Genomic DNA, 21,363 nt, shown 5'->3' with positions numbered 1-21,363 from the left:
CGCCTGACGCTTGACGATGAGCCCGACTAGCGCGCCGTCGAAGGCGCGTTCCCTCCCGCACAAGGGGGGAGGGAACGGAGAGAGCATCGCCGTCGGTCGATCTTCGGCTCATCAGGCTTTCTTCGCCGGCTTCTTCTTCGCCTTCGACGCATTCAGTTCCACCGCCGCGCGGATCAGCGCCTTCAGCGCCTTCTCGTTGAGCTTCGCGCCCTCGCTGATATCGATCGCGCGACGCACATTGCCGTCGAGGCTGGAATTGAACAGGCCGGCCGGGTCATCCAGTGCAGCCCCCTTGGCAAAGGTCAGCTTCACGACCGCCTTGTAGGTCTCGCCCGTGCAGATGATCCCATCGTGCTCCCACACGGGAACACCGCGCCATTTCCATTCCTCGACCACATCGGGATCGGCCTCCTTGATCAGCGCGCGGATCCGCTTCAGCATCTCGCCACGCCAGTCGCCGAGCTCCTTGATCCTGATGTCGATGAGCTTCGAGGGGGACGGTCCGTCCGTTTCTTTACTTGCGGTCACGGTCTTCTTCATGACCTCGCCTCGCTGCGGCCGCTGAGATAGGGCAGTGCGAACAGATAGAGCCCGGTCGCGAGCAGCGGGATCAAGGGCACGAAGGCCATCAGGCCAATCCACGTCGCCTGAATCTGCATGGTCAGCGCAACGATGTTGGCGATCACGGCAAGCGTGAAGGCAATGGACAGCCAGCGATGGATCTGCCGGATCCACAGGTTCGAGCTCATTTCAATCTCCTGTCGGGAATGTTGGGAATGGATGCGCGTGGCTGGGCTATTCGGCCCGGGCCAGCAACTCGTCCAGCTTGGTGAAAAACTGCTTCCAGCCGGCATGCGCGCCGCCATAGGCCTGCTTCTGGCTGGGGCGGAAGCCCGCCTGCTCGACACGCAGATGCGTGCCTCCCCCTTGCGGGGTCAGCGTGAAGGTCACCACGCTTCTGAGATCGTAGGCCGCGTCCTCATGGGTGAAATTCCAGGTGTAGGCGAGGGAGCGCTGCGGCTCGATGGCGAGCACCTCGCAATCCAGCACGCCGCCCCATTCGCCGCGCAGATTGAAGCGGTGACCGACTTCAGGCTTGAAGTCGTTCTTCATCAGCCATTCCTCGATCAGATGCGGCTGCGTCAGCGCGCGCCACAGCCGCTCCGGCGGATAGGCGAACTCGCGCTCGATGATCATGGAACGTGTTTCGGTCGCAGCCCCAGTCATTGGTCCATCCTCTTCAGGAGATCGTCGAGCGCATCGAGCCGGTTTTGCCAGAAGCCGGCCATCTGGCTGGTCCAGTCGATCAGCGGATCAAGCGCGGCCGGCTGCGCGCTGTAGTGGGTCTGACGTCCCTCGTGACGGTCGCGCACGAGGCCCGCCTGCTTCAGCGCGCCCAGATGCTTTGAAACGGCCGGCTGGGAAACGCCTGATAGCGCCGTCAGTGCCCCGACCGTCTGCTCCCCCTCGCGGCACAGCCGTTCGAAGATCGCCCGCCGGGTCGGGTCGGCCAGGGTCCTGAACAGAAGGTCTGGGGTGGCGGACATGGGAATCCATAACCATGAAGTTATGGATTAATTCATAACCGTGGAGTTATGGGTCTGTCAAGTGCGGCCGGGAGAGTGATGGTGGCTTTCCGCAGCCCTCTCTCCCGTCATTAGCAATGACGGAGGATGGCGCGGACGCTCACGCCCCTCAGGGCCGCAAATACAGATATCCCTGAGACTGCAGTTCGGCCAAACGAACCACGCCGCCTTTCTCGGCACTCACGAATCCCGGCAGCAGATCCGTCAGCGTGATGTTCTGTGCCTTCATGGTGTTGCCGCAGGCGGCAAGCTCGACGCCGTCCTTCGCGAAGTTGCTGATCCGTCCGCTGACGTCAGGGTTGGCCTGCGCCTGATGGAACGCCTTCAGCGCCGGTCCGTGGATGACAAGCGCGAGGGTGACATGGTCGGGGCCGCCGACGCCGTCGATGTGGTTCTGGATGTTGCCGAGCACGAAATTGACCTTGTCGGCGTCGCTGAGGTGATAGACCACCTTCAGCTTGTCTGACTTTACAGCTTCAGTCGCAGCTTTTTCGGTCGCAGCCTTCGCGCGCGAAGCGGCAAAGGCTGCGCCCAGCGCCGAGACGGTGCTCCACAAGATGTTCCGGCGGTTCATGGCAATCTCCCGATTTTGCCCGACAGATATCACTTGTGGCGGAGCGCGGCGAGTTCCTTGCGGTCGGTCGCCAGCGCGGCGCACTCGCTGGTGTCGGTGCGGTCGAGGCGGAAAATCCCGTCGTCGCTGCCCGCGACCAGTGTTCGGTCTTCATCTTCAGTCGGCTGGTTGTGCAGCCAGATCCTGACGCTCTCCAGCCGCACGACCGCCGATTTGTCGTCCGTCGACAGCGCGATACCGACGCCGCCGCCCTCGCAATCGACACCGCAGCCGAGCCTGACCTCATTACCTTCCTTGGTGAGCACCGTGTGGTGACAGGAGCCGCTGGAATCGAAATCGCCGCTGCGGTGGCGATAGCGGAAGCCGATCCGGAACGAGTTGTGCAGCTGCTTGTCCTCGCCGTCGGCCTCCGCGGAGACCAGCAGCTTCATGGACGCGACCTTCTGCTTGGGATGCCGCGCCAGATGCTCGGCATCGTAGCGGCGGACGAAGCAGGCATAGGCCGTCTTGCCTGGAGAGCCCGCATACATCCGTGCATTGAAGGTCTCGGCTTCGGTCTTGCTCGCCTCGCGAAAGTCGTCGGCCTCCTCGGCCCGGGCAGCGCCGATGCAGGCCACGAAGGCAAGCGGAAGGATGAGGGCAAGTTTCATGATCGTACCGCCGGCGTCAGGCATTTCGGGCCCGCATCGGGACGGTGAGGGGCCAACCAGCGGTTAGTCGCAAGCCGCACGCGGCGCGTTCAACCGCACGCCCGGCCGGCAGCCTCGCGCAAGGTTCCAGGCTTACCCCTTGCGACGGGGCGCAGAAAAACCCCGGTTGTTGCAAATGGCTGGAGGCGCTTGAACATGTCCGAAAGTCAGAACTTGCCCAATCTTGCGATCGGCTATTCCCTGGCCAGGTCGTTGAAGGTACTCGGCGCGGGCCTGCTGCTGACGCTGCTCTGCGCCGCCGTCGCATTCAACTGGCTCCACGGCAAGGAGATCAGCTCGCTCCAGATCGTGATCTGCTCCGCCGGCGTTGCGCTGTTCGGCTTTGCGACCTGCCAGGCAGTCTGGCGGCTGGTCTCCGCCCGCGAGCCGGTCGTATTCATCACCCGCGTCGGCATCCGCGACACCAGGATCGCCGACGACACCATCGCCTGGCGATCGGTGCGGGACATCCTGGTCTGGCAGTTGCGCACCCAGAGGATCGTGGTGCTGAAGGTTGATCCTCTCGTTGCCGAGCAGTTTGCCGGAGGCATACTGAAGCACATCGTAACGCTGATGAACAAGGCGCTTGGCGCCGACGGCGTCATCGTCAATGCCGGCGGCCTGACCATGGACGCCGAGACCTTGTGCGAGACCTGCAAGCAGTACTGGTCGGCCAGCCGGCTCGCCACCTCGCGCCGCGTTGCGCCGGAGCCCGTCAGCTAGCGACCGATCGTGCGGCCGATCCAGTCAACGCCTCAGCGCAGGCTGGCGTTGATCTTGTCCAGCACCGCCGAGCCCGGGCACAGCGTATCCGCTCCCAGCGTGTTAAGCGGTGTCTCGACCGTGTTGAGATGGGCGTGCAGATCGTCCGCATCGGGGTCGACGTACAGGAGCCCGGTGACGATCTGTCCCTTGGCGGCGTGCTTGGCAAGGAAGGTCTGGGCGCCGAGCCGGTCATGCGGATCGTAATCGGCGTCGATCTTGCGCAGCGCGATCTTGCTGCCGTCATGCTGTTCGACCACCTGCACAGTACCAGGCGCATAGTCCACCGCGATCGGATCGCGGCCGACCAGCACGTCTAGCCGGTTCACGGCGTCGTTGTGCTCGCGGACATAGTCAAAGCTCTTGGTCGAGCCGGCATGGTTGTTGAAGGCGATGCAGGGGCTGATGACGTCGATGAAGGACGCGCCCTTGTGGCCGATCGCAGCCGCGATCAGCGGCACCAGCTGGCTCTTGTCGCCGGAGAATGAGCGCGCCACGAAGGTGGCGCCGAGCTGCAGCGCGATCGCGACGAGGTCGATGGCGTTGTCGGTGTTGGTCACGCCCTTCTTCGACTTCGAGCCGCGGTCGGCGGTTGCCGAGAACTGGCCCTTGGTCAGGCCGTAGACGCCGTTGTTCTCGACGATATAGGTCATGTTGACGCCGCGCCGGATCGAATGCGCGAACTGGCCGAAGCCGATCGAGGCGGAATCGCCGTCGCCGGAGACGCCGAGATAGATCAGATCGCGATTGGCGAGGTTGGCGCCCGTCAACACCGAGGGCATGCGGCCGTGCACGGAGTTGAAGCCGTGCGAATTGCCAAGGAAGTAATCCGGCGTCTTCGAGGAGCAGCCGATGCCGGAGATTTTTGCCACCCGGTGAGGTTCGATCGAGAGTTCGTAGCAGGCCTCGATGATCGAGGCCGTAATCGAGTCATGGCCGCAGCCGGCGCATAGCGTCGAGATCTTGCCTTCGTAGTCGCGATGCGTGTAGCCGAGCTCGTTCTTCTTCAGGCTCGGATGATGGAATTTCGGCTTGGCAATATAGGTCATGATACGGCCTTGCGGAGCGGGGTCACCTTGAGGTGATCCTGGTGGTCGCCAATGGCTTTTGCGATGAAGCGGGCGGTGATCGGGGTGCCGTCATAATGCACGATCGGCACGAGGCGGACGGGATCGATGCCGTTCTCGTTGACGATCAGCTGGCGGAGCTGGCTGTCGCGGTTCTGCTCGACGACATAGACGAAGTCGTGCTCGGCGAGGAAGCTCGCGACACTCGAGTGGAACGGGAAGGCGCGGATGCGCAGGCGATCGAGCTGATGCCCGCGCTCTTCCAACAGGCCGATCGCCTCGTCCATCGCCGGCGAGGTCGAGCCGAAATAGATCACGCCATATTTGGTCGGCCGTTCCGCATTGGCCTGCAGCGGCCGCGGCACGAGGTCCTGCGCGGTCTCGAACTTGCGCACGAGCCGCTGCATATTGTCGGCATAAACCGAACCTTCCTCGGAATAGCGCGCATAGCGGTCGCGCGAGGTGCCGCGGGTGAAATAGGAGCCCTTGGTCGGATGGGTGCCGGGATAGGTGCGGTAGGGGATGCCGTCGCCGTCGACGTCGAGATAGCGGCCGAAGTCGCGGCCCTCTTCCAGCATCTCCGCGGTCATCACCTTGCCGCGGTCATACTGCCTGGCATCGTCCCATTTCAGCGGGCGGCAGAGCCGGTGGTTCATGCCGATGTCGAGGTCCAGCATCAGGAAGATCGTGGTCTGCAGCCGCTCGGCGAGATCGAAGGCGGCCGCCGCAAACTCGAACGCCTCAGCGGGATCTTCGGGGAACAGCAGCACATGCTTGGTGTCGCCATGCGAGGCATACGCACAAGCGATGATGTCGCATTGCTGGGTGCGGGTCGGCATGCCCGTCGAGGGGCCGGCGCGCTGGATGTTCATGATCACGGCCGGAATCTCGGCGAAATAGGAGAGGCCGATGAACTCGGTCATCAGCGAGATGCCCGGGCCCGAGGTCGCGGTGAAGGCGCGGGCGCCGTTCCACGAGGCGCCGATGACGATGCCGATCGAGGCCAACTCGTCCTCGCCCTGCACGATCGCGTACTTCGCCTTGCCCGTTTCCGGATCGTGCCGGTACTTCTTGCAATGGGCGGTGAAGGCTTCAGCCACCGACGAGGACGGCGTGATCGGATACCACGCGCACACCGTGGCACCGCCATAGACGGCGCCGAGCGCGGCGGCGCTGTTGCCCTCGATGAAGATGCGGTCACCGACCTTGTCGGATTTCCTGATCCGCAGCCCGATCGGGCATTTCAAATTCTGCAGCGCCCAGTCGCGGCCCAGATGCAGCGCGTGGACGTTGGAGGAGAGCAGCTTCTCCTTGCCCTTGTACTGCTCGCCGATCAGCTGCTCGATCAGCTTCGGGTCCATCTCCAGCAGCGCGGAGAGTGCGCCGAGATAGATGATGTTCTTGAACAGCTGGCGCTGGCGCGGATCGGTGTAGGTCGAGTTCGTGATCGCGGTCAGGGGCACGCCGATCACGGTGATATCGTCGCGGAATTTGGTCGACGGCATCGGCTTGGTGGAATCGTAGAACAGATAGCCGCCGGGCTCGATGCCGGCGACGTCCTTGTCCCAGGTCTGCGGGTTCATCGCCACCATCATGTCGACGCCGCCGCGGGCGCCGAGATGGCCGTCTTCCGTCACCCGCACCTCGTACCAGGTCGGCAGGCCCTGGATGTTGGAGGGGAAGATGTTGCGAGGGCTGACAGGCACGCCGTGGCGCAGGATAGCGCGCGCGAACATTTCGTTCGCGCTGGCCGAGCCCGAGCCGTTGACGTTGGCAAAGCGGACGACGAAGTCGTTTACGCTGCTGATCGGCTTTTTGTCGGACATGTCGAACCTGCGTGAGTCATCTCGATTAGATATTTCTGCATGTCCCAGGCGCCGGTGGGACAACGCTCGGCGCACAGCCCGCAATGCAGGCAGACGTCCTCGTCCTTGACCATCACGCGCCCGGTCTTGAGATCGCTGGACACGTAGAGGTCCTGGTCCGGATGCGGGGAGGGCGCCTTCAGGCGCGTGCGCAGGTCGCTCTCCTCGCCATTATGGGTGAAGGTGATGCAATCCATCGGGCAGATGTCGACGCAAGCATCGCACTCGATGCAGAGCGAGGTCGAGAACACCGTCTGGACGTCGCAGTTCAGGCAGCGATGCGCTTCGCCGAGCGCGAGCTTGACGTCGTAGCCGAGCTCGACCTCGGTCTTGATGTCCTTCAGCGCGACCACCTTGTCGCGATGCGGCACCTTGAAGCGCTTGTCGATGGAGATGTCGTTGTCATAGCTCCATTCGTGGATGCCCATCTTCTGCGAGGAGACATGCACCTCCGGCAGCGGCCGCTCGGTGATGTCCTCGCCCGACAGCATCTTGTGGATCGACAGCGCGGCGTCGTGACCCTGCGCCACTGCCCAGATGATGTTCTTGGGCCCGAACGCCGCGTCGCCGCCGAAGAACACCTTTGGATTCGTCGAGACGAAGGTCTTCGGATCGACCTTGGGCATGTGCCATTTGTCGAACTCGATGCCGCAATCCTGCTCGATCCAGGGGAAAGCGTTCTCCTGCCCGACCGCGACCAGCACGTCGTCGCAGGAAATGGTCTGATCGGGATCGCCCGAAGGCACCAGATTACGGCGGCCCTTTGCGTCGTATTCGGCCTTGACGTGCTGGAAGGTGACGCCGATCAGCTTGCCGGCGACATGCTTGAATTCCACCGGCACCATGTAGTTGAGGATCGGGATATCCTCGTGGATGGCGTCTTCCTTCTCCCAGGGCGAGGCCTTCATCTCCTCGAAGCCGGAACGTACGATCACCATGACTTTCTCGCCGCCGAGACGGCGCGCGGTGCGGCAGCAATCCATCGCGGTGTTGCCGCCGCCGAGCACGATCACGCGCTTGCCGATCTTGTCGGTGTGACCGAACGATACCGAGGATAGCCAGTCGATGCCGATATGGATGTTGGCGGCAGCCTCTTTCCGACCGGGAATGTCGAGCTCGCGGCCGCGCGGCGCGCCGGAGCCGACGAAGATCGCGTCGTACTTCTCCGCGAGCAGCGCCTTCATGCTTTCGATGCGGTGGCCGCCCTTGAATTCGACGCCGAGGTCGAGGATGTAACCGGTCTCCTCGTCGATGACGGAATTGGGCAGGCGGAACTTCGGGATCTGCGTCCGCATCATGCCGCCGGCTTCGGGATCGCCGTCGAACACCGTGCAGTGATAGCCGAGCGGCGCGAGATCGCGCGCCACTGTCAGCGAGGCCGGGCCACCGCCGACGAACGCAACGCGCTTGCCGTTCTTCGGGCCGGGATGTGGCAGGCGCTGCTTGATGTCGTCCTTGAAGTCGGCAGCGACACGCTTGAGGCGGCAGATCGCCACCGGCGTCTCCTCGACGCGTCCGCGGCGGCATGCCGGTTCGCATGGACGATCGCAGGTGCGTCCCAGGATCCCGGGAAACACGTTCGATTTCCAATTGATCATGTAGGCGTCGCTGTAGCGGCCTTGCGCGATCAGTCGGATGTATTCGGGAACCGGGGTGTGCGCTGGACAGGCCCACTGACAATCGACCACTTTGTGAAAGTAGTCGGGGGCCGCGATATCGGTCGGTTTCATTCCTACCCTCGTCCGCGCAGGCTCAAAGACCTGGCGGCCTCTTCTTGAGCTTGTCGACGCTTAACGCGCGGCGATCTGGTTTCTGAATGACGTCATTGGGTTAGCTTATTAGAACTGTTCCGGAGCACAACGGCAAATTTGCGCGCTTCCCCTCTTTCATGGGAGCCAAGCGTGCACAGCATTAACGCGCCGCGCTCGAGATGCGTGCGGTGCAATATGTTGCGATGCGGATAGACGCTCAGCTGCGCGCGATGTCGCTCTTCGCGAGGTCCCACATCAGGCTGTAGGTGCCGACGGAGACGGGCAGCGGGAAGGGCGCCGCAGCCGGTCCGGTGAAGCGCTCGGCGATGACGGCTGAGACCGCACCGACATGCGTGCCGTCGATCAGCACGAACCAGTCGCGGGCACCTTCGTTGCGCACCGCCGGAATATCCCCCGTTGCGCCAGACAATTCCGGCTCGCTTTCGAGCAGGTGCATCGAGATGATGCCGTCACGATCCCCCGGCACCAGTTTTTCTTGCAGTGCATCACGCCAAGCACCGGCATTGTCCGGCGTGGGTCGCAGCCGCACCAGGCCGAGCGCGGCACCGCGGCCGGTGCCCTTGCTGATGGTGATGCGCGCGACCACGCGCAGCATGTTCTTGAAATGCGCCATGGTCTGCCGCGACCACTCGGTCTGGTTGGCGAGTCGTACGCGGTAGGCGGGACTATCGAGCACGTCCAACGTCGCGGTCGAATAGAGCGAGAGATATTTGGGACTGGCCGCGTGCGCGACATAACGGCGCGCCTCCAGAAAGCCCTCGATCGCGACGCGCTCTTCCAGATGTTCGCGATCGTACCAGCGGTTGAAATCGGCCTCGTCAGCCGCGTCGATATTCATCGACGTCAGCAGCATGCCTGTCCCGGCGATCGGCATTGTTCTTGTTGTCCTTGTTTCGCGCGTCAGCGCGCGGCCTTCGACGCAAGGTCGGCGATCGACTTCATCACCGCGTCCCGCACGCCGGCATCATAGAGCGAATGTCCGGCTTCTTCCACGATCCTGACCTCGGAACCCGGCCAAACTTTCGCGAGTCGTGCGGATGTCTCAGGAGGGCACAACAGGTCGTAGCGGCCTTGCACGATAATGCCGGGAATGCCGCTGAGCCTCGCGGCGTTCCGCAACAGCTGGTCTTCGCTCATGAAGGAATCGTTGACGAAGTAATGCGCCTCCATGAACGGCGTTGCCGGCAGCGGGCGCCAGACATTCAGCGATGCAAGGTCAATGCGCGTCTTGGTCGCCTTGTGCTCCGACAGCGCGCGCTCGGTGTCGTGCCAGGCGCGCGAGGCGGGCCCGTGCACGGCCGTATCAGGATCGAGGATGCGGCGATAATAGGCCTGCACCGGTTGCGCGCGTTCCTCCGGCGGCAGCACGCTCAGAAAATCCTCGTGCAGCGCCGGATAGAATTGCGCCAGGCGCGAGGTGAAGGCGGTCTCGACCTCCGCCTGCGTGCCCAGAAAGGTCGCGCGCAGCGCAATGCCGGAGACGCGCTCGGGATGAGCCTCTGCATAAGCCAGCGCCAGCGTCGCGCCCCAGGATCCGCCGACCACCATCCAGCGCTCGAAGGCGAACTTTTCGCGGATCCTCTCCATGTCCGCGATCAGATGCGCCGTGGTGTTGTGCTCGCGCGAGCCCTTCGGGCGACTGCGGCCGCAGCCGCGCTGGTCGAACAGCACGGCATGCATGCGCTCGGGATCAAACAGCCGGCGATGATCGGGCTGACAGCCGCTGCCCGGCCCGCCATGCAGATAGATCGCCGGAATGCCGTCGGCGCGGCCGACGCTCTCGACATAGAGCTCGTGGCCGTCGCCGACGCCGAGCATGTCTGAGGTCAGCGGTGCAAAGGGATCGGCGCGCCTGGCGGCGGTGCCTGCGTCGGCGTCAGGCATCATTCCCGGGTTCCAGGGTGCCACCGGCAAAGTTGCGATAGAGGAAGCGATTGGTCTCGCCCTCGGCCTCGCGCTCGGCCTGCTTGAAGATGGTCTCGTGCAGCGGCGACAGCGCGCAGGCCGGATCGGTGTTGGCGGCATCGCCCGTCAGCGCAAAGGCCTGGCAGCGGCAGCCGCCGAAATCGATCTCGCGGAATTCGCAGGTCTTGCACGGCTCTTTCATCCAGCCGGTGCCGCGATAGCGGTTGAAGGCCTCGGAGTTCTGCCAGATCCAGGCGATCGAATGGTTCGAGCGCAGCGACAGGAACTCGAGCCCGGTGATGCTCTCGGCGGCGTGGCAGGGCAGCACCTTGCCCGCGGGGGAGATGTTGAAGAATTGTCGGCCCCAGCCGCCCATGCATTTCTTCGGCCGCAGCGCGTAATAATCAGGCACGACGTAGTCGATCGACAGCGTGCCCTTCAGCCGCTCGCGCGCCTCCTCGACGAGGCGGGTGCACTCATCGAGTTGCGCCACTGTCGGCATCAGTGCGGCGCGGTTCTTCAGTGCCCAGCCGTAATATTGGACATTGGCGACCTCGAGCCGGTCGGCGTCGAGATCGACGGACATCTGGATGATCTCGGGAAGCTGGTGCAGGTTCTGCCGGTGCATCACCGCGTTCACGGTGAGCGGCAGGTCGAGCTCGCGCGTCCATTTCGCCACTTCGAGCTTCTTGCGGTGGCCGCCCTTGTAGCCGGCGACGCGATCGGCGAGGCCTTCCTCGATGCCCTGGAACGAGATCTGCACATGGCAGAGCCCGGCGTCCGCGAGCTCGCCGAGCTTCTCGCGCGTCAGCAGCACGGCGGAGGTGATGAGGTTGGTGTAGAGCCCGACGTCGCTGGCATGCTTGACCAGCTCGACCAGGTCCTTCCGTGCGGTCGGCTCGCCGCCGGAGAAGTGCACCTGCAGCACGCCGATCTCGGCGAGCTCGCTCAAAACCTTCTTCCATTCCTCGGTCGTCAGCTCCTTGCCCGAGCGGTCGAGCTCGACCGGGTTGGAGCAATAGGGGCATTGCAGCGGGCAGCGATGGGTGATCTCCAGCAGCACTGCGAGCGGAATGCCGAAGGTCTCAGCCGTCGAGCGGGCCTTCTCCAGCACCGCGAGGCTGTCGCTTGTGTCGGGCGGGATGGTCGGGAGCACATCGCTCATGGCGTCTTCTCCCTGATCTCGGTGAGGAACCCCTTGTCGGCGAGATCCTGCAGCATGGCGATGACATCAGTCAGGATCGCCTCGCGCGGCGCGGCGTATTTCGCCGCCAGTTGATCGGCGACATCGCCGACATTGCGCTTGCCGTCGCAGAGCTGCAAGACCTCGACTGCGATCTCATCCGGCGCCAGCACGCGTTCCGGCGCGAGGATCACCCAGACCTTGCGCGTCTCGTCATATTTCAGCTTGGCATGCCGCGGCAGCACGGGGCGGCTTGCCTCGCCGACGCTGATGTTCCGCGGCCCGGCCATGCCCCTATCCCTCAACTCGCTTTGGGCACGAACGCGCCCGGCGGAATGTTACCTTCGACATAGGCATGATAGAGCGCGTCGAGCTGCACCCACAACACGTTGGTCTTGAAGATCAGCGCATTGCAGACGGAAGCCCGCTCTTCCGGCGTCCGCGCATGCGTCCTCACATAATCGAGCGCGAAATTGGCATCGCGCGGCGCCTGCGTCAGGCGGCGCTTGAAATAGCTCATGATGTCAGGATTGACGAAATCATAGTGCTCCAGCATGCCGGCGATGCGCTCTTCGTGCAAATTGGGCGCGAACAGCTCGGTGAGCGAGGAGGCGATCGCCTCCAGCGGGCTCTTTTCGCGACAGAAATGCACGTAAGCCTCGACCGCGAAGCGCGTCGCGGGGAGAATGCCTTCGGTGGATTCCACATAGGCCGTGTCGAGGCCGAGACCTTCGGTCAGCTTCAGCCAGCGCTCGATGCCGCCCTCGCTGCCGACATCGCCGTCATGGTCCTCGATGCGGTGGCGCCATTCCAGGCGCGTGGCGCGGTCGCGGAAACGCGAGATCACCACCGCGTCCTTGATCGGGATCGTGCTCTGGTAATAGTAGCGGTTCAGCGCCCAGGCCTGCACCTGGCCCTTGTTCAGCTTGCCGCCGTGCAGCAGCTTATGGAACGGATGCAGGCTGTGATAGCGCGTCGCGCCGATATGGCGCAGCGTCGCCTCCAGCTCCTCGGCGCTCGTGAGCTTGATGTCCTTGCCGATCGAGAGCGCAGTCATTCCCGTCATGGATGCAGCATTCACAGCACGATCTCCGTTCCGTCGGCGGGTATCTGCCAGCCCGCGCCCTCGGCCGTCTTGCGTTCAGGCGATGCAGGCAGCAGTGCCGGGTTCGAGTTGTTGATATGTAGAAATATCTTTCTGCCGATCGAGAGATCGGCGAGCCGCGCGATCGCGCCGTCGTCGCCGGACATCGCGACATGGCCCATGCTCTTGCCGGTTTTGTGGCCGAGCCCGGCCTTGATCATTTCGTCGTCCTGCCAGACCGTGCCGTCGAAGAACACCAGCGCGGCGCCGTCGATCTTGGCCTTCAGCGCATCGGTGACCTCGGCACAGGCGGCGATGAAATAGAAGCACTTGCCGGTGGATTTGTCGGTGATCTTCAGGCCCAGCGTATCGCCATCGCCGCTCGCGCCGCCGGGATGTACCTTGCCTTCGAGATACCAGGCCGATTTGCCTGGCACCGCGAAAGGCAGCACCTCGAGCCCTGACCGTGCGCCGTCAGGCAATCGCGGCTCGAAGGGCTCATTGATTCCGATCGGCTGGCGCTGGACGTTCTTCTCGTTCAGCACGTTGAAGATGCTGTTGCTGGCCAGGATCGCCAGCACCTTCTCATGCCCATAAACCGTGAAGGGCGAGCCCTCGCGCATGGATAAGAGGCCGGCGACGGCATCGACTTCGCTGTTGGTCAGGATCACGCCGGCAATGGGCGTGTGGCGCAGTGCGCCCGCCTTGGGATGCAGTTGCGGCGTGGCATTCAATTGCTGGCGCAGATCGGGGGAGGCATTGATCAGGAACCAGTGCTCGCCGTCGCCGCTGAAGGCGACCGAGGCCTGGGTTCGACAAAGCTCTTGGCCGTTTTCACGGGCCGCCCGGCAGCCCTCACACCCGCAATTCCACTGCGGGACTCCGCCGCCAGCCCCGGCGCCCAGGACGACGACGCGAAGCATGATCCGTCTCCTGGAAGCAACGTCGCGAGGTGGATCCTCAGGATCAAAAGGACTTGGACGACACAGTTTCCGTCAGTCGGAAACCGATCGTGACCGAAAGACCCACCTGCGCAGAACGCAGACTAGCCAACCGCTTATTTGCGGGTGGCGCTCACATACATGTTGATTTCCATGCCGCAGGGCACTTCGACGATCTTGGGGGCTTTCCAGGCCATTTCGGCTCTCCATTTTCGTGATTTCGGACGTATCCGCCCGGGGGTTAAATTACTGCGGGCGTAAAAGTTCGCCAGTGAAATTTTCCCGAGCACAGCCATATTGCGCCGCGAGAAATACGCGGGGAACAGTACTTTCTGGTGATACGGCCTTGCGTCTGGCGCATTCGGTCGCGAACCCTGTCCTGATAAAGCAGTTGTGAGTGCAGTGCAGCTTTCAATCCGATACAGGCCGCTTTAGCTGGATCTCGTGATGCCCAAATATTTCTTCAACACCCGTATCGGCGATGAACTGATCGTGGACCCCGACGGCGAGGATCTGCGCAACCCCGATCGCGCCTGGGAGGTCGCCCGCCAGATGATTCTGGAGGTGGTGAAATCCGAAGGCGCCCAGCCGGCCTTGCTCGAGGCGGTCATCGAGGTGACCGACGATGACGGCGAGATCGTGCTCGAATTCCCCTTCACCGAGGCGCTGCTGGACATCCCGGACGAGTCCGAAACAAGGCATTAGGGGCCTCCGTTCTCTCTCCCCGTCTTTGCGAGGAGCCCTTGCGACGAAGCAATCCAGACTGTCGCCGCGGAGGGATTCTGGATTGCTTCGCGGAGCCTGTCTTCGGGCCGCGCTTCGCGCGGACCCGGTGGCTCGCAATGACGGAGAATGAGGCGCCAGTTGGGGCCAAACCCGCTCTTCCTCCCTGCGAAATCCGCATGGCTTTGCCGCGATCCCGGCGCTAAAAGACGCCGGTCATACGGAGCAAGTCATGCAAGACCTCTGGCGCCTGTCGGCCGCCGACCTCGCTACCCTCGTGAAATCCAGGAAGGTGTCCGCCCGGGAGGCCGCCAAGGCCGGCCTCGACCGCCTGGATGCCGTCAATCCCAAGCTCAACGCCGTGATCGACCACCGGCCGGAGGACGTGCTCAAGCAGGCCGATGCCGTCGATGCCGCCATCGCCAGGGGTGAGAACCCCGGCGTGCTCGCGGGCGTCCCCGTCACCATCAAGGCCAATGTCGACCAGGAAGGCTTTGCCACCACCAACGGCCTGAAACTTCAGAAGGACCTCATCGCGCGCGAGGACAATCCGGTCGTCGCCAATTTCCGCAAATCCGGCGCGGTTCTGCTTGGGCGCACAAATTGCCCCGCCTTCTCCTATCGCTGGTTCACCACCAATCTCGTCCACGGCGACACCAAGAACCCGCGGGATGCCTCGCTGACCCCCGGCGGCTCGTCCGGCGGCGCCGGCTCGGCGGTTGCGGCCGGGATCGGCCACATCGCCCACGGCACCGACATCGCCGGCTCGATCCGCTATCCAGCCTATGCCTGCGGCGTGCACGGCCTGCGTCCGACCCTCGGCCGCATCCCCGCCTTCAACCCGGCGCTGCCGGAGCGTCCGATCGGGCCGCAGATCATGGCGGTGTCGGGACCGCTAGCCCGCACCGTCAACGATCTCAGGATCTCGCTCGCCGCGATGTCGGCCCGCGACATCCGCGATCCCTGGTTCGCGCCAGTGCCGCTCGAAGGCCCGGCGCGCGAGAAGCGCGCCGCGATCTGCCTCAACCCGGATGGCCTTGGCACCGCGCCGGAGGTGAAGGCCGCCGTGACCGACGCCGGCAAGCGGCTGGAGCGGGCGGGGTGGACCGTTGATGTGATCGAGAACACCCCGCCGATGCGCGAGGCGGTCGAGTGGCAGATCAAGCTGTGGCTCGGCGACGGCTACGAGGCGCAGCTCGAAATGGCCGAGCGCGAGGGCGATCCGGGCGCGTTGGCCTGCCTGCGTGGCATCAGCGCCAGGGTCACGCCGATGGACCAGGTGAAATACGCCAAGGCGCTGACCCGCCGCGCCACGCTGACGCGCGAATGGATGCTGTTCTTCGAAAAATATGCGGTGCTGCTGACGCCGGTCTCGGGCGAATTGCCGTTCCCGGATCATCTCGACCGCAAGGACGAGGAGTCCTTCAAGCGGGTCTGGGAAGCGCAGCTGCCGCAGATTGCCATTCCTTTCATGGGCCTGCCGGGCCTCGTGGTCTCCACCGGCCTCGTCGGCAAGATTCCTGTTGGCGTGCACATCGTCTCCGGCCGCTACCGCGAGGATCTCTGTCTTCTCGCCGGCGAAGCGATCGAGGCGGGCGGCGTGCCGCCGTCGCCGATCGATCCCGTGGGTTAGCGATGCCTGAGATTTACAACTTCAAGGCCAATTCGCTTGCTGGCGAAGAGGTGTCGATGCGCAAGTACGAAGGGCAGGTGCTCTTGATCGTCAACACCGCGAGCAAATGCGGCTTCACGCCGCAATATCGCGGCCTTGAGGATTTGCATCGCGATCTCTCGCCGCGCGGCTTCGCGGTGCTCGGCTTTCCCTGCAACCAGTTCGGCGCGCAGGAGCCGGGGCAGGCGAACGAGATCCAGGCGTTCTGTTCGACCAATTACGATGTCACCTTTCCGCTGTTCGAGAAGATCGACGTCAACGGGCCGAAGGCTCATCCGCTGTACGAGTACCTGAAACGTCAGCAATCCGGCCTGCTTGGTTCCTCCATCAAATGGAATTTCACCAAATTCCTGGTGGACCGTGCCGGCAAGGTGATCGCGCGCTATGCGCCGACCGCACGGCCCGAGGGGCTGCGCAATCAAATCGAAACACTGTTATGAGCGAGACATCAATGAGCGACGAATTTCCTGATCGACTGTCGGTCGACCCCAACAGCCCCTATTACAACGCCGACATCCTCCAGCGCGACGTCGGCATACGCTTCAAGGGCATCGAGAAGACCAACGTCGAGGAGTACTGCATCAGCGAAGGCTGGGTCCGCGTCACCGCGGGCAGCGCCAAGGACCGCTACGGCAACCCGCTGACCATCAAGGTGCACGGGCCCGTGGAGCCGTATTTTCGGGACAAGAAGTAATTGCGACCCGCGCCCTCCGTGTCGTCGTGAGGGGCCGCACTCTCTCCTCGTCATTGCGAGGAGCGCTCTCTCCTCTCGTCATTGCGAGCGCAGCGAAGCAATCCAGAATCTTTCCACGGTGACAGTCTGGATTGCTTCGTCGCAAGAGCTCCTCGCAATGACGACAACAACCACCGAAGGCTGAGCCCCATGTCCGTCCGCATCGTCGACGTCCGCGAAATCACCAAGCCGATCTCGTCCCCGATCCGCAACGCCTATATCGACTTCTCCAAGATGACGACGAGCCTCGTTGCCGTCGTCACCGACGCCGTACGCGACGGCAAGCGCGTCGTCGGCTACGGCTTCAACTCCAACGGTCGTTACGGGCAGGGCGGTCTGATCCGCGAGCGCTTTGCCTCGCGCATCCTCGAAGCCGATCCGAAGAAGCTTCTGAACGAGGCCGGCGACAATCTCGACCCAGACAAGGTCTGGGGCGCGATGATGACCAACGAGAAGCCTGGCGGCCACGGCGAGCGCTCGGTCGCGGTCGGCACCATCGACATGGCAGTGTGGGATGCGGTGGCGAAGATCGCGGGCAAACCGCTGTTCCGCCTGCTGGCCGAGCGCCACGGCGTCGCCGCCAATCCGCACGTCTTCGTCTACGCCGCCGGCGGCTATTATTATCCGGGCAAGGGGCTCTCGATGCTGCGCGGCGAGATGCGCGGCTATCTCGATCGCGGCTACAACGTCGTGAAGATGAAGATTGGCGGCGCTGATATCGACGAGGACCGCAAGCGTATCGAGGCGGTGCTGGAAGAGATCGGCAAGGACGCGCAGCTCGCCGTCGACGCCAACGGCCGCTTCAATCTCGAGACCGGCATCGCCTACGCCAAGATGCTGCGGGACTATCCCTTGTTCTGGTACGAGGAAGCAGGCGATCCCCTCGACTACGCGCTGCAGGCCGCGCTCGCCGAGTTCTATCCAGGCCCGATGGCGACAGGCGAGAATCTCTTCAGCCACCAGGACGCCCGCAATTTGATCCGCTACGGCGGCATGCGCCCGGATCGCGACTGGCTGCAATTCGACTGCGCACTGTCCTACGGCCTGTGCGAATACCAGCGCACGCTCGAGGTCTTGAAGACCTACGGCTGGTCGCCCAGCCGCTGCATTCCCCACGGCGGCCACCAGATGTCGCTCAACATCGCGGCGGGCCTCGGCTTAGGGGGCAACGAAAGCTACCCCGACCTGTTCCAGCCCTATGGCGGCTTCCCGGACGGCGTCCGCGTCGAGAACGGCCACATCACCATGCCCGATCTCCCCGGCATCGGCTTCGAAGGCAAGTCCGACCTCTACAAGGAGATGAAGGCGCTGGCGGAGTAGGTCACACCGCGGCCGCTTTACCCACCGCCATCGGCTGCCGCGCCCCATACATCAACGACCGCCACAGCCATTCGAGCGGGCCATAGCGGTAGCGGCGCAGCCACCAGGCGCTGAACAGCACCTGCGCGATGTAGACCGCGATGCCGATGGCGACGGCCTCGGTGATGCCGAGGCGCCCGAACAGGCCGAGGCCGTAGCCGTAAAAGATCCAGCCGAAGACGATGGACTGTGCGACGTAGTTGGTGAAGGCCATCCGTCCCAGCGGCGCAGCCCAGCCCAGCAGCCGCTTGCCGCGCGCGAAGTTAGCAATGCCGAGAATGGCGGCACCGTAGCCCAGCGCCAGCACGATGGTCCCGAGCGGCTCCATGCCGCCATAGAGCAAGGCCGCGCCGAGAGTGATCGCGGGAAACGCGATGACGAACAGGCCGCGCGTATTCTGCACAAGGCCGCTGCGCCAGGCCAGCGCCCCCAGCAGAAACAGCCCGATCGTGCGCAGGAAGACGAACGCGTGCAGCGAGGCGACCAGAGGAAGTTCGCGCAGGCGAAATGCCAGCACGTCGAGGAAGCCGCCCGTCGCATAGATGCGGTTGGCATCCGTGACATCGCGCCAGATCACGGCCCTCGAGGGAAACAATCCCTCCGGCGGGAAATCCTGCATGACCAGATACAGCGCCAGGGACACCAGTGCGACGAGAGCGATCAGCCAGCGCGGACCAAACAGCAAAGGCAGCATGATGAATCCGGCCAGCGCATATTCGGTGAGGATGTCGCCGTTCCAGATCAGGCAGAGGTGAATGATGCCGAACCCCAGCAGCACGGCGAGCCGGCGCAACAGCAGCGCGGTGCGGCGTCCGCTCTTGGCAAGCCGGTCGAACTGAATGGCAAGGCCGGCGCCGAACAGCAGCGAGAACAGCGCAAACGCCTTCAGCTCGATCGCCTGCGTCAGGATCATCTCAACGGCGCGATCGATGGGCGAGGCAAGCGTCTCCGGACCCAGAAACTGGTCGAAGATCGAAACGCGAAATTCCATCACGACGTTGATGGCCATGACGCCAAACAGGGCGATGCCCCTGAGCACGTCGATGGCGTCGATGCGATCGGAGGAGGGCGTAGGAGCTGCGAGGCTGTCGGATCTCATGGCGGTCGGCTCAGGCGCGTTGGATCAGTGGGCGCTCGCAACCGCGTGTCTAGCGGCCGGCGAACTCTCCTCGACGTCGTCCTGGACAAGCGAAGCGGAGCGCTGATCCAGGACCCTTTACCACAGGATCAAGTGTGACGAGGACTCGCGGTTACCGGTGTCGAGCCGCAACTTCTTTCGGGGTAATGGGTCCTGGCTTTCGCCAGGACGACAGTGAGCTACGGATTGGCGCTTTGAACCTCCTCGACGCGGTTCACGGCGTTGGCCCTTGAGACTGCGTCTTTTTCGCTCTCAAGCTTGCAGCATTGACAGCGGCAACCCAGCGGCTCGCGCTTGGCCAGGAGACGAGTCCCGTTCTCAGGAAGTAGCCGTTCACTGGTGCCGGAGGGCTTCTCAGCACAAACATGAGCTGATGTCCGGGTAGGCCAGCCCAGAACGTACTCATGCCGACGGTTTCGACGTACGACACGGGAAAACTGTTTTCCTTGAAGAGATTGCGGTGGGTGATGATCTCTCCGTCAAAGCTGAGCTCGACCAACGTAAGATACACAATCGTAGAAGCAGCGATCAGTCCCAGCACGGCGGATGCAACGGGCCCGACTTTGAAAACCTTGTAGCCGATCGCTGCGACGACGATTGCTCCCACGAGGACGAGGGTCTCCTCGAAGCTGTAATACTTGATCATGGGGCCCCGCCGGACCTGCGCCCCTACGACAACCGCATGTCCAGCAACCTGCGTCCTTCGCCCTTGAGCAGCTTCTTCACCGCGCTCGAGGCCACGACCTCGCCGTCATTGGCGTAGGCTTCGTGGTTCTTCTCGATGTCGTCGAGGCGGTAGAGGTAGTTGACCATCACGCCGGCGGATTCGCGCAGGCCTTTGGGCGAGAGGTCGCCGAGCCAGTTGATGCGCTCCAGCCGCGCGCCGTTGCCGAGATGGAAGCGGGCGACGGAATCGATCAGGCGGCCCTTCGGCGTGCGCGCCTTGAGGAAGTAGTGCGCGGCGAGCGGTTCGATCAGGCTGCGCAGCTGCGCGGTCGTCTCCGGATTCTCATACCATTTGGGATCGTCGAGGCGCTTGAGGATCTCGCGGTCCTCGTCCGACAGCGGCAAATCCTTGTCCTGCTTGATCCATTGCATGAAGCCCGGCACCGGCGACAACGTCACGAAAGTGTCGAGCTTCGGCGTTTCGCGGCGTAGCTCCTCGACCACCTGCTTGATCAGGAAGCTGCCGAAGGAGATGCCGCCGAGACCACGTTGGGTATTTGAGATCGAATAAAAGACGGCGGTGCGCGCCTTCTCGATCGGAAGATGCTGGCGATCGACCGCGAGCAGCGGCGCGATCGCGCCGGGAATGGTCTCGGTCAGCGCCACCTCGACGAAGATCAGGGGCTCGTCGACCATCGCGGGATGGAAAAAGGCATAACAGCGGCGATCGACTGGATCGATGCGGCGGCGCAGATCGTCCCAGTCTGAGATCTCGTGCACGGCTTCATAGCGGATGATCTTTTCGAGGATGTTGGCCGGGGTCGACCAGTCAATCCGGCGCAGCACGAGAAACCCCCTGTTGAACCAAGACGAGAGCAGATGCGAGACGTCGCGGTCGAGTGCCGCGAGATCGGTGTGTCCGTTCATCATGCCGAGCAGATCGGCCCGCATGGCAACGAGATCGCCGGTTCCTCCGGGCGCGCGGTTGAGCCGGCGGATCAGCTCCTGCCGCCGCGGCTCCGAGGCGAAATGCAGTGCGCTCGCGTCCTCATCGCTTGGCTGGGTGCGCCACTTTTCGATCGCCTTGGACAGGCGCTCCCGGTCCGGGCCGAAATCGCGCACCAGCCCTTCGAAGAAGGCGCGGCGGCCGGCCGTATCCAAGTCCCCGTAGATGTCGAGCACCTCGCGCGCCATGGCGGTGCCGGAGGCCTCGCCGCGGCCCGACAGCAGCGCATCGCAGAGCGCGATCAGCCCGTCGGCATCCTGCTTGGCGTCAGTGGAATCCCCCCGGCGCAGCAGCGTGCGGCCGCGCTCGGAAATTGTGGCGAGCAGGTCGGAGAAGAAGGCATTGGCCATATGGGCTTTTCGAATCCGGGTGTGTGCGGTGCGGAAGCTTACACGGGATTTAGGCGGAAGCCGATCACAATCAAGCGGAGGAAGTTGGATGTTAGGCGGTGCTATGCGCCCCAAGCACACTGTCATGCCCCGGCTTGACCGGGGCATCCAGTACGCCGCGCCTTCTCGGTTCTGGCCGCGCCGTCTCGGAGTACTGGATCGCCCGGTCAAGTGTTTAGTCCGGAGACATGGCTGACACCTGTTCGGACACATCACTGACAGGTTGGCCATTGGTCAAGTCGATTGATG

The 21,363-nt window shown here is 63.6% G+C and carries 25 protein-coding genes; 6 read left to right on the top strand and 19 right to left on the bottom strand.

Features of this window, described 5'->3' with window-relative positions:
• Window positions 1-111 precede the first annotated feature (111 nt).
• From L6637_RS36925 to L6637_RS36900, 6 genes are all read right to left on the bottom strand, one after another.
• On the bottom strand, window positions 112-540 hold the full coding sequence (locus tag L6637_RS36925) for a DUF1801 domain-containing protein (RefSeq protein ID WP_237873795.1): 429 nt from the start codon (window positions 538-540) through the stop codon (window positions 112-114).
• Window positions 537-749 carry a hypothetical protein gene (locus L6637_RS36920; RefSeq protein ID WP_237862619.1) on the bottom strand — a complete coding sequence of 71 codons (213 nt, stop codon included), beginning with the start codon at window positions 747-749 and terminating at the stop codon, window positions 537-539. Before L6637_RS36920 ends, L6637_RS36925 begins: the two co-directional genes overlap by 4 nt.
• Before the next feature lie 46 nt (window positions 750-795).
• A complete protein-coding gene (locus L6637_RS36915; protein WP_237862618.1) occupies window positions 796-1,227 on the bottom strand; it encodes an SRPBCC family protein in 432 nt (143 codons plus the stop codon).
• Complete coding sequence (locus L6637_RS36910) at window positions 1,224-1,547, bottom strand: ArsR/SmtB family transcription factor (RefSeq protein ID WP_237862617.1); 324 nt, start codon at window positions 1,545-1,547, stop codon at window positions 1,224-1,226. The genes L6637_RS36915 and L6637_RS36910 overlap by 4 nt, the downstream gene beginning before the upstream one ends.
• Before the next feature lie 148 nt (window positions 1,548-1,695).
• Window positions 1,696-2,160 (bottom strand): DsrE family protein, encoded by a 465-nt coding sequence (locus L6637_RS36905; protein WP_237862616.1) that lies wholly within the window; start codon window positions 2,158-2,160, stop codon window positions 1,696-1,698.
• 29 nt (window positions 2,161-2,189) lie between these two features.
• Complete coding sequence (locus L6637_RS36900; RefSeq protein ID WP_237873794.1) at window positions 2,190-2,810, bottom strand: hypothetical protein; 621 nt, start codon at window positions 2,808-2,810, stop codon at window positions 2,190-2,192.
• A gap of 195 nt (window positions 2,811-3,005) precedes the next feature.
• On the opposite strand from L6637_RS36900, the gene L6637_RS36895 reads away from it, so the two are divergent.
• On the top strand, window positions 3,006-3,572 hold the full coding sequence (locus L6637_RS36895; protein ID WP_237873792.1) for an STM3941 family protein: 567 nt from the start codon (window positions 3,006-3,008) through the stop codon (window positions 3,570-3,572).
• Between the two features lie 32 nt (window positions 3,573-3,604).
• Here L6637_RS36895 and L6637_RS36890 read toward each other — a convergent pair whose 3' ends face one another.
• The 10 genes from L6637_RS36890 to pqqA form a co-directional block, all read right to left on the bottom strand.
• Window positions 3,605-4,660, bottom strand: a complete 1,056-nt coding sequence (locus L6637_RS36890) for a 2-oxoacid:ferredoxin oxidoreductase subunit beta (protein WP_237873791.1) — start codon at window positions 4,658-4,660, stop codon at window positions 3,605-3,607.
• Window positions 4,657-6,504: a 2-oxoacid:acceptor oxidoreductase subunit alpha gene (locus L6637_RS36885; RefSeq protein ID WP_237873788.1), complete on the bottom strand. Its 1,848-nt coding sequence runs from the start codon at window positions 6,502-6,504 to the stop codon at window positions 4,657-4,659. Before L6637_RS36885 ends, L6637_RS36890 begins: the two co-directional genes overlap by 4 nt.
• Complete coding sequence (locus L6637_RS36880; RefSeq protein ID WP_237873787.1) at window positions 6,474-8,273, bottom strand: FAD-dependent oxidoreductase; 1,800 nt, start codon at window positions 8,271-8,273, stop codon at window positions 6,474-6,476. The genes L6637_RS36885 and L6637_RS36880 overlap by 31 nt, the downstream gene beginning before the upstream one ends.
• A gap of 238 nt (window positions 8,274-8,511) precedes the next feature.
• On the bottom strand, window positions 8,512-9,189 hold the full coding sequence (locus tag L6637_RS36875; RefSeq protein ID WP_237873784.1) for a DUF4286 family protein: 678 nt from the start codon (window positions 9,187-9,189) through the stop codon (window positions 8,512-8,514).
• 26 nt (window positions 9,190-9,215) lie between these two features.
• Complete coding sequence (gene pip / locus L6637_RS36870) at window positions 9,216-10,202, bottom strand: prolyl aminopeptidase (RefSeq protein ID WP_237873782.1); 987 nt, start codon at window positions 10,200-10,202, stop codon at window positions 9,216-9,218.
• Window positions 10,192-11,385: a pyrroloquinoline quinone biosynthesis protein PqqE gene (gene pqqE, locus L6637_RS36865; RefSeq protein WP_237873781.1), complete on the bottom strand. Its 1,194-nt coding sequence runs from the start codon at window positions 11,383-11,385 to the stop codon at window positions 10,192-10,194. The genes pip and pqqE overlap by 11 nt, the downstream gene beginning before the upstream one ends.
• Complete coding sequence (gene pqqD / locus L6637_RS36860; protein WP_237862607.1) at window positions 11,382-11,693, bottom strand: pyrroloquinoline quinone biosynthesis peptide chaperone PqqD; 312 nt, start codon at window positions 11,691-11,693, stop codon at window positions 11,382-11,384. Before pqqD ends, pqqE begins: the two co-directional genes overlap by 4 nt.
• An 11-nt stretch (window positions 11,694-11,704) precedes the next feature.
• Window positions 11,705-12,484, bottom strand: a complete 780-nt coding sequence (gene pqqC / locus L6637_RS36855) for a pyrroloquinoline-quinone synthase PqqC (RefSeq protein ID WP_237862606.1) — start codon at window positions 12,482-12,484, stop codon at window positions 11,705-11,707.
• Complete coding sequence (gene pqqB, locus L6637_RS36850; RefSeq protein ID WP_237873778.1) at window positions 12,481-13,410, bottom strand: pyrroloquinoline quinone biosynthesis protein PqqB; 930 nt, start codon at window positions 13,408-13,410, stop codon at window positions 12,481-12,483. The genes pqqC and pqqB overlap by 4 nt, the downstream gene beginning before the upstream one ends.
• 134 nt (window positions 13,411-13,544) lie before the next feature.
• A complete protein-coding gene (pqqA, locus tag L6637_RS36845) occupies window positions 13,545-13,625 on the bottom strand; it encodes a pyrroloquinoline quinone precursor peptide PqqA (RefSeq protein WP_007595659.1) in 81 nt (26 codons plus the stop codon).
• Between the two features lie 250 nt (window positions 13,626-13,875).
• Here pqqA and L6637_RS36840 point away from each other — a divergent pair, with 250 nt between their 5' ends.
• From L6637_RS36840 to tarD, 5 genes are all read left to right on the top strand, one after another.
• Complete coding sequence (locus L6637_RS36840; RefSeq protein ID WP_237862604.1) at window positions 13,876-14,133, top strand: DUF6894 family protein; 258 nt, start codon at window positions 13,876-13,878, stop codon at window positions 14,131-14,133.
• A gap of 250 nt (window positions 14,134-14,383) precedes the next feature.
• Window positions 14,384-15,784 carry an amidase family protein gene (locus tag L6637_RS36835; protein WP_237873775.1) on the top strand — a complete coding sequence of 467 codons (1,401 nt, stop codon included), beginning with the start codon at window positions 14,384-14,386 and terminating at the stop codon, window positions 15,782-15,784.
• A gap of 2 nt (window positions 15,785-15,786) precedes the next feature.
• Entirely contained in the window at window positions 15,787-16,263 is a 477-nt protein-coding gene (locus tag L6637_RS36830) for a glutathione peroxidase (RefSeq protein ID WP_237862602.1), read from the top strand.
• Window positions 16,260-16,517, top strand: a complete 258-nt coding sequence (locus tag L6637_RS36825; protein WP_237862601.1) for a DUF3297 family protein — start codon at window positions 16,260-16,262, stop codon at window positions 16,515-16,517. The genes L6637_RS36830 and L6637_RS36825 overlap by 4 nt, the downstream gene beginning before the upstream one ends.
• A gap of 189 nt (window positions 16,518-16,706) precedes the next feature.
• The gene (gene tarD / locus L6637_RS36820; protein WP_237873773.1) at window positions 16,707-17,876 is read left to right on the top strand and encodes a mandelate racemase/muconate lactonizing enzyme family protein; all 1,170 of its coding nucleotides are present in this window, start codon (window positions 16,707-16,709) and stop codon (window positions 17,874-17,876) included.
• Window position 17,877: 1 nt separating this feature from the next.
• On the opposite strand, the gene L6637_RS36815 is transcribed toward tarD, so the two are convergent.
• From L6637_RS36815 to L6637_RS36805, 3 genes are all read right to left on the bottom strand, one after another.
• The gene (locus tag L6637_RS36815; RefSeq protein ID WP_237873769.1) at window positions 17,878-19,014 is read right to left on the bottom strand and encodes a DUF418 domain-containing protein; all 1,137 of its coding nucleotides are present in this window, start codon (window positions 19,012-19,014) and stop codon (window positions 17,878-17,880) included.
• A 253-nt stretch (window positions 19,015-19,267) separates the two neighbouring features.
• Entirely contained in the window at window positions 19,268-19,699 is a 432-nt protein-coding gene (locus L6637_RS36810) for a hypothetical protein (RefSeq protein ID WP_237873768.1), read from the bottom strand.
• 23 nt (window positions 19,700-19,722) lie between these two features.
• Window positions 19,723-21,075, bottom strand: coding sequence for a malonyl-CoA decarboxylase (locus L6637_RS36805; protein WP_237862598.1), 1,353 nt, complete (start codon window positions 21,073-21,075; stop codon window positions 19,723-19,725).
• Between the last annotated feature and the right edge of the window lie 288 nt (window positions 21,076-21,363).

This window comes from Bradyrhizobium zhengyangense, from assembly GCF_022012435.1.
GTDB classification, from domain to species: Bacteria; Pseudomonadota; Alphaproteobacteria; order Rhizobiales; family Xanthobacteraceae; genus Bradyrhizobium; species Bradyrhizobium zhengyangense.
This window is presented reverse-complemented; position numbering and strand designations above follow the sequence as displayed.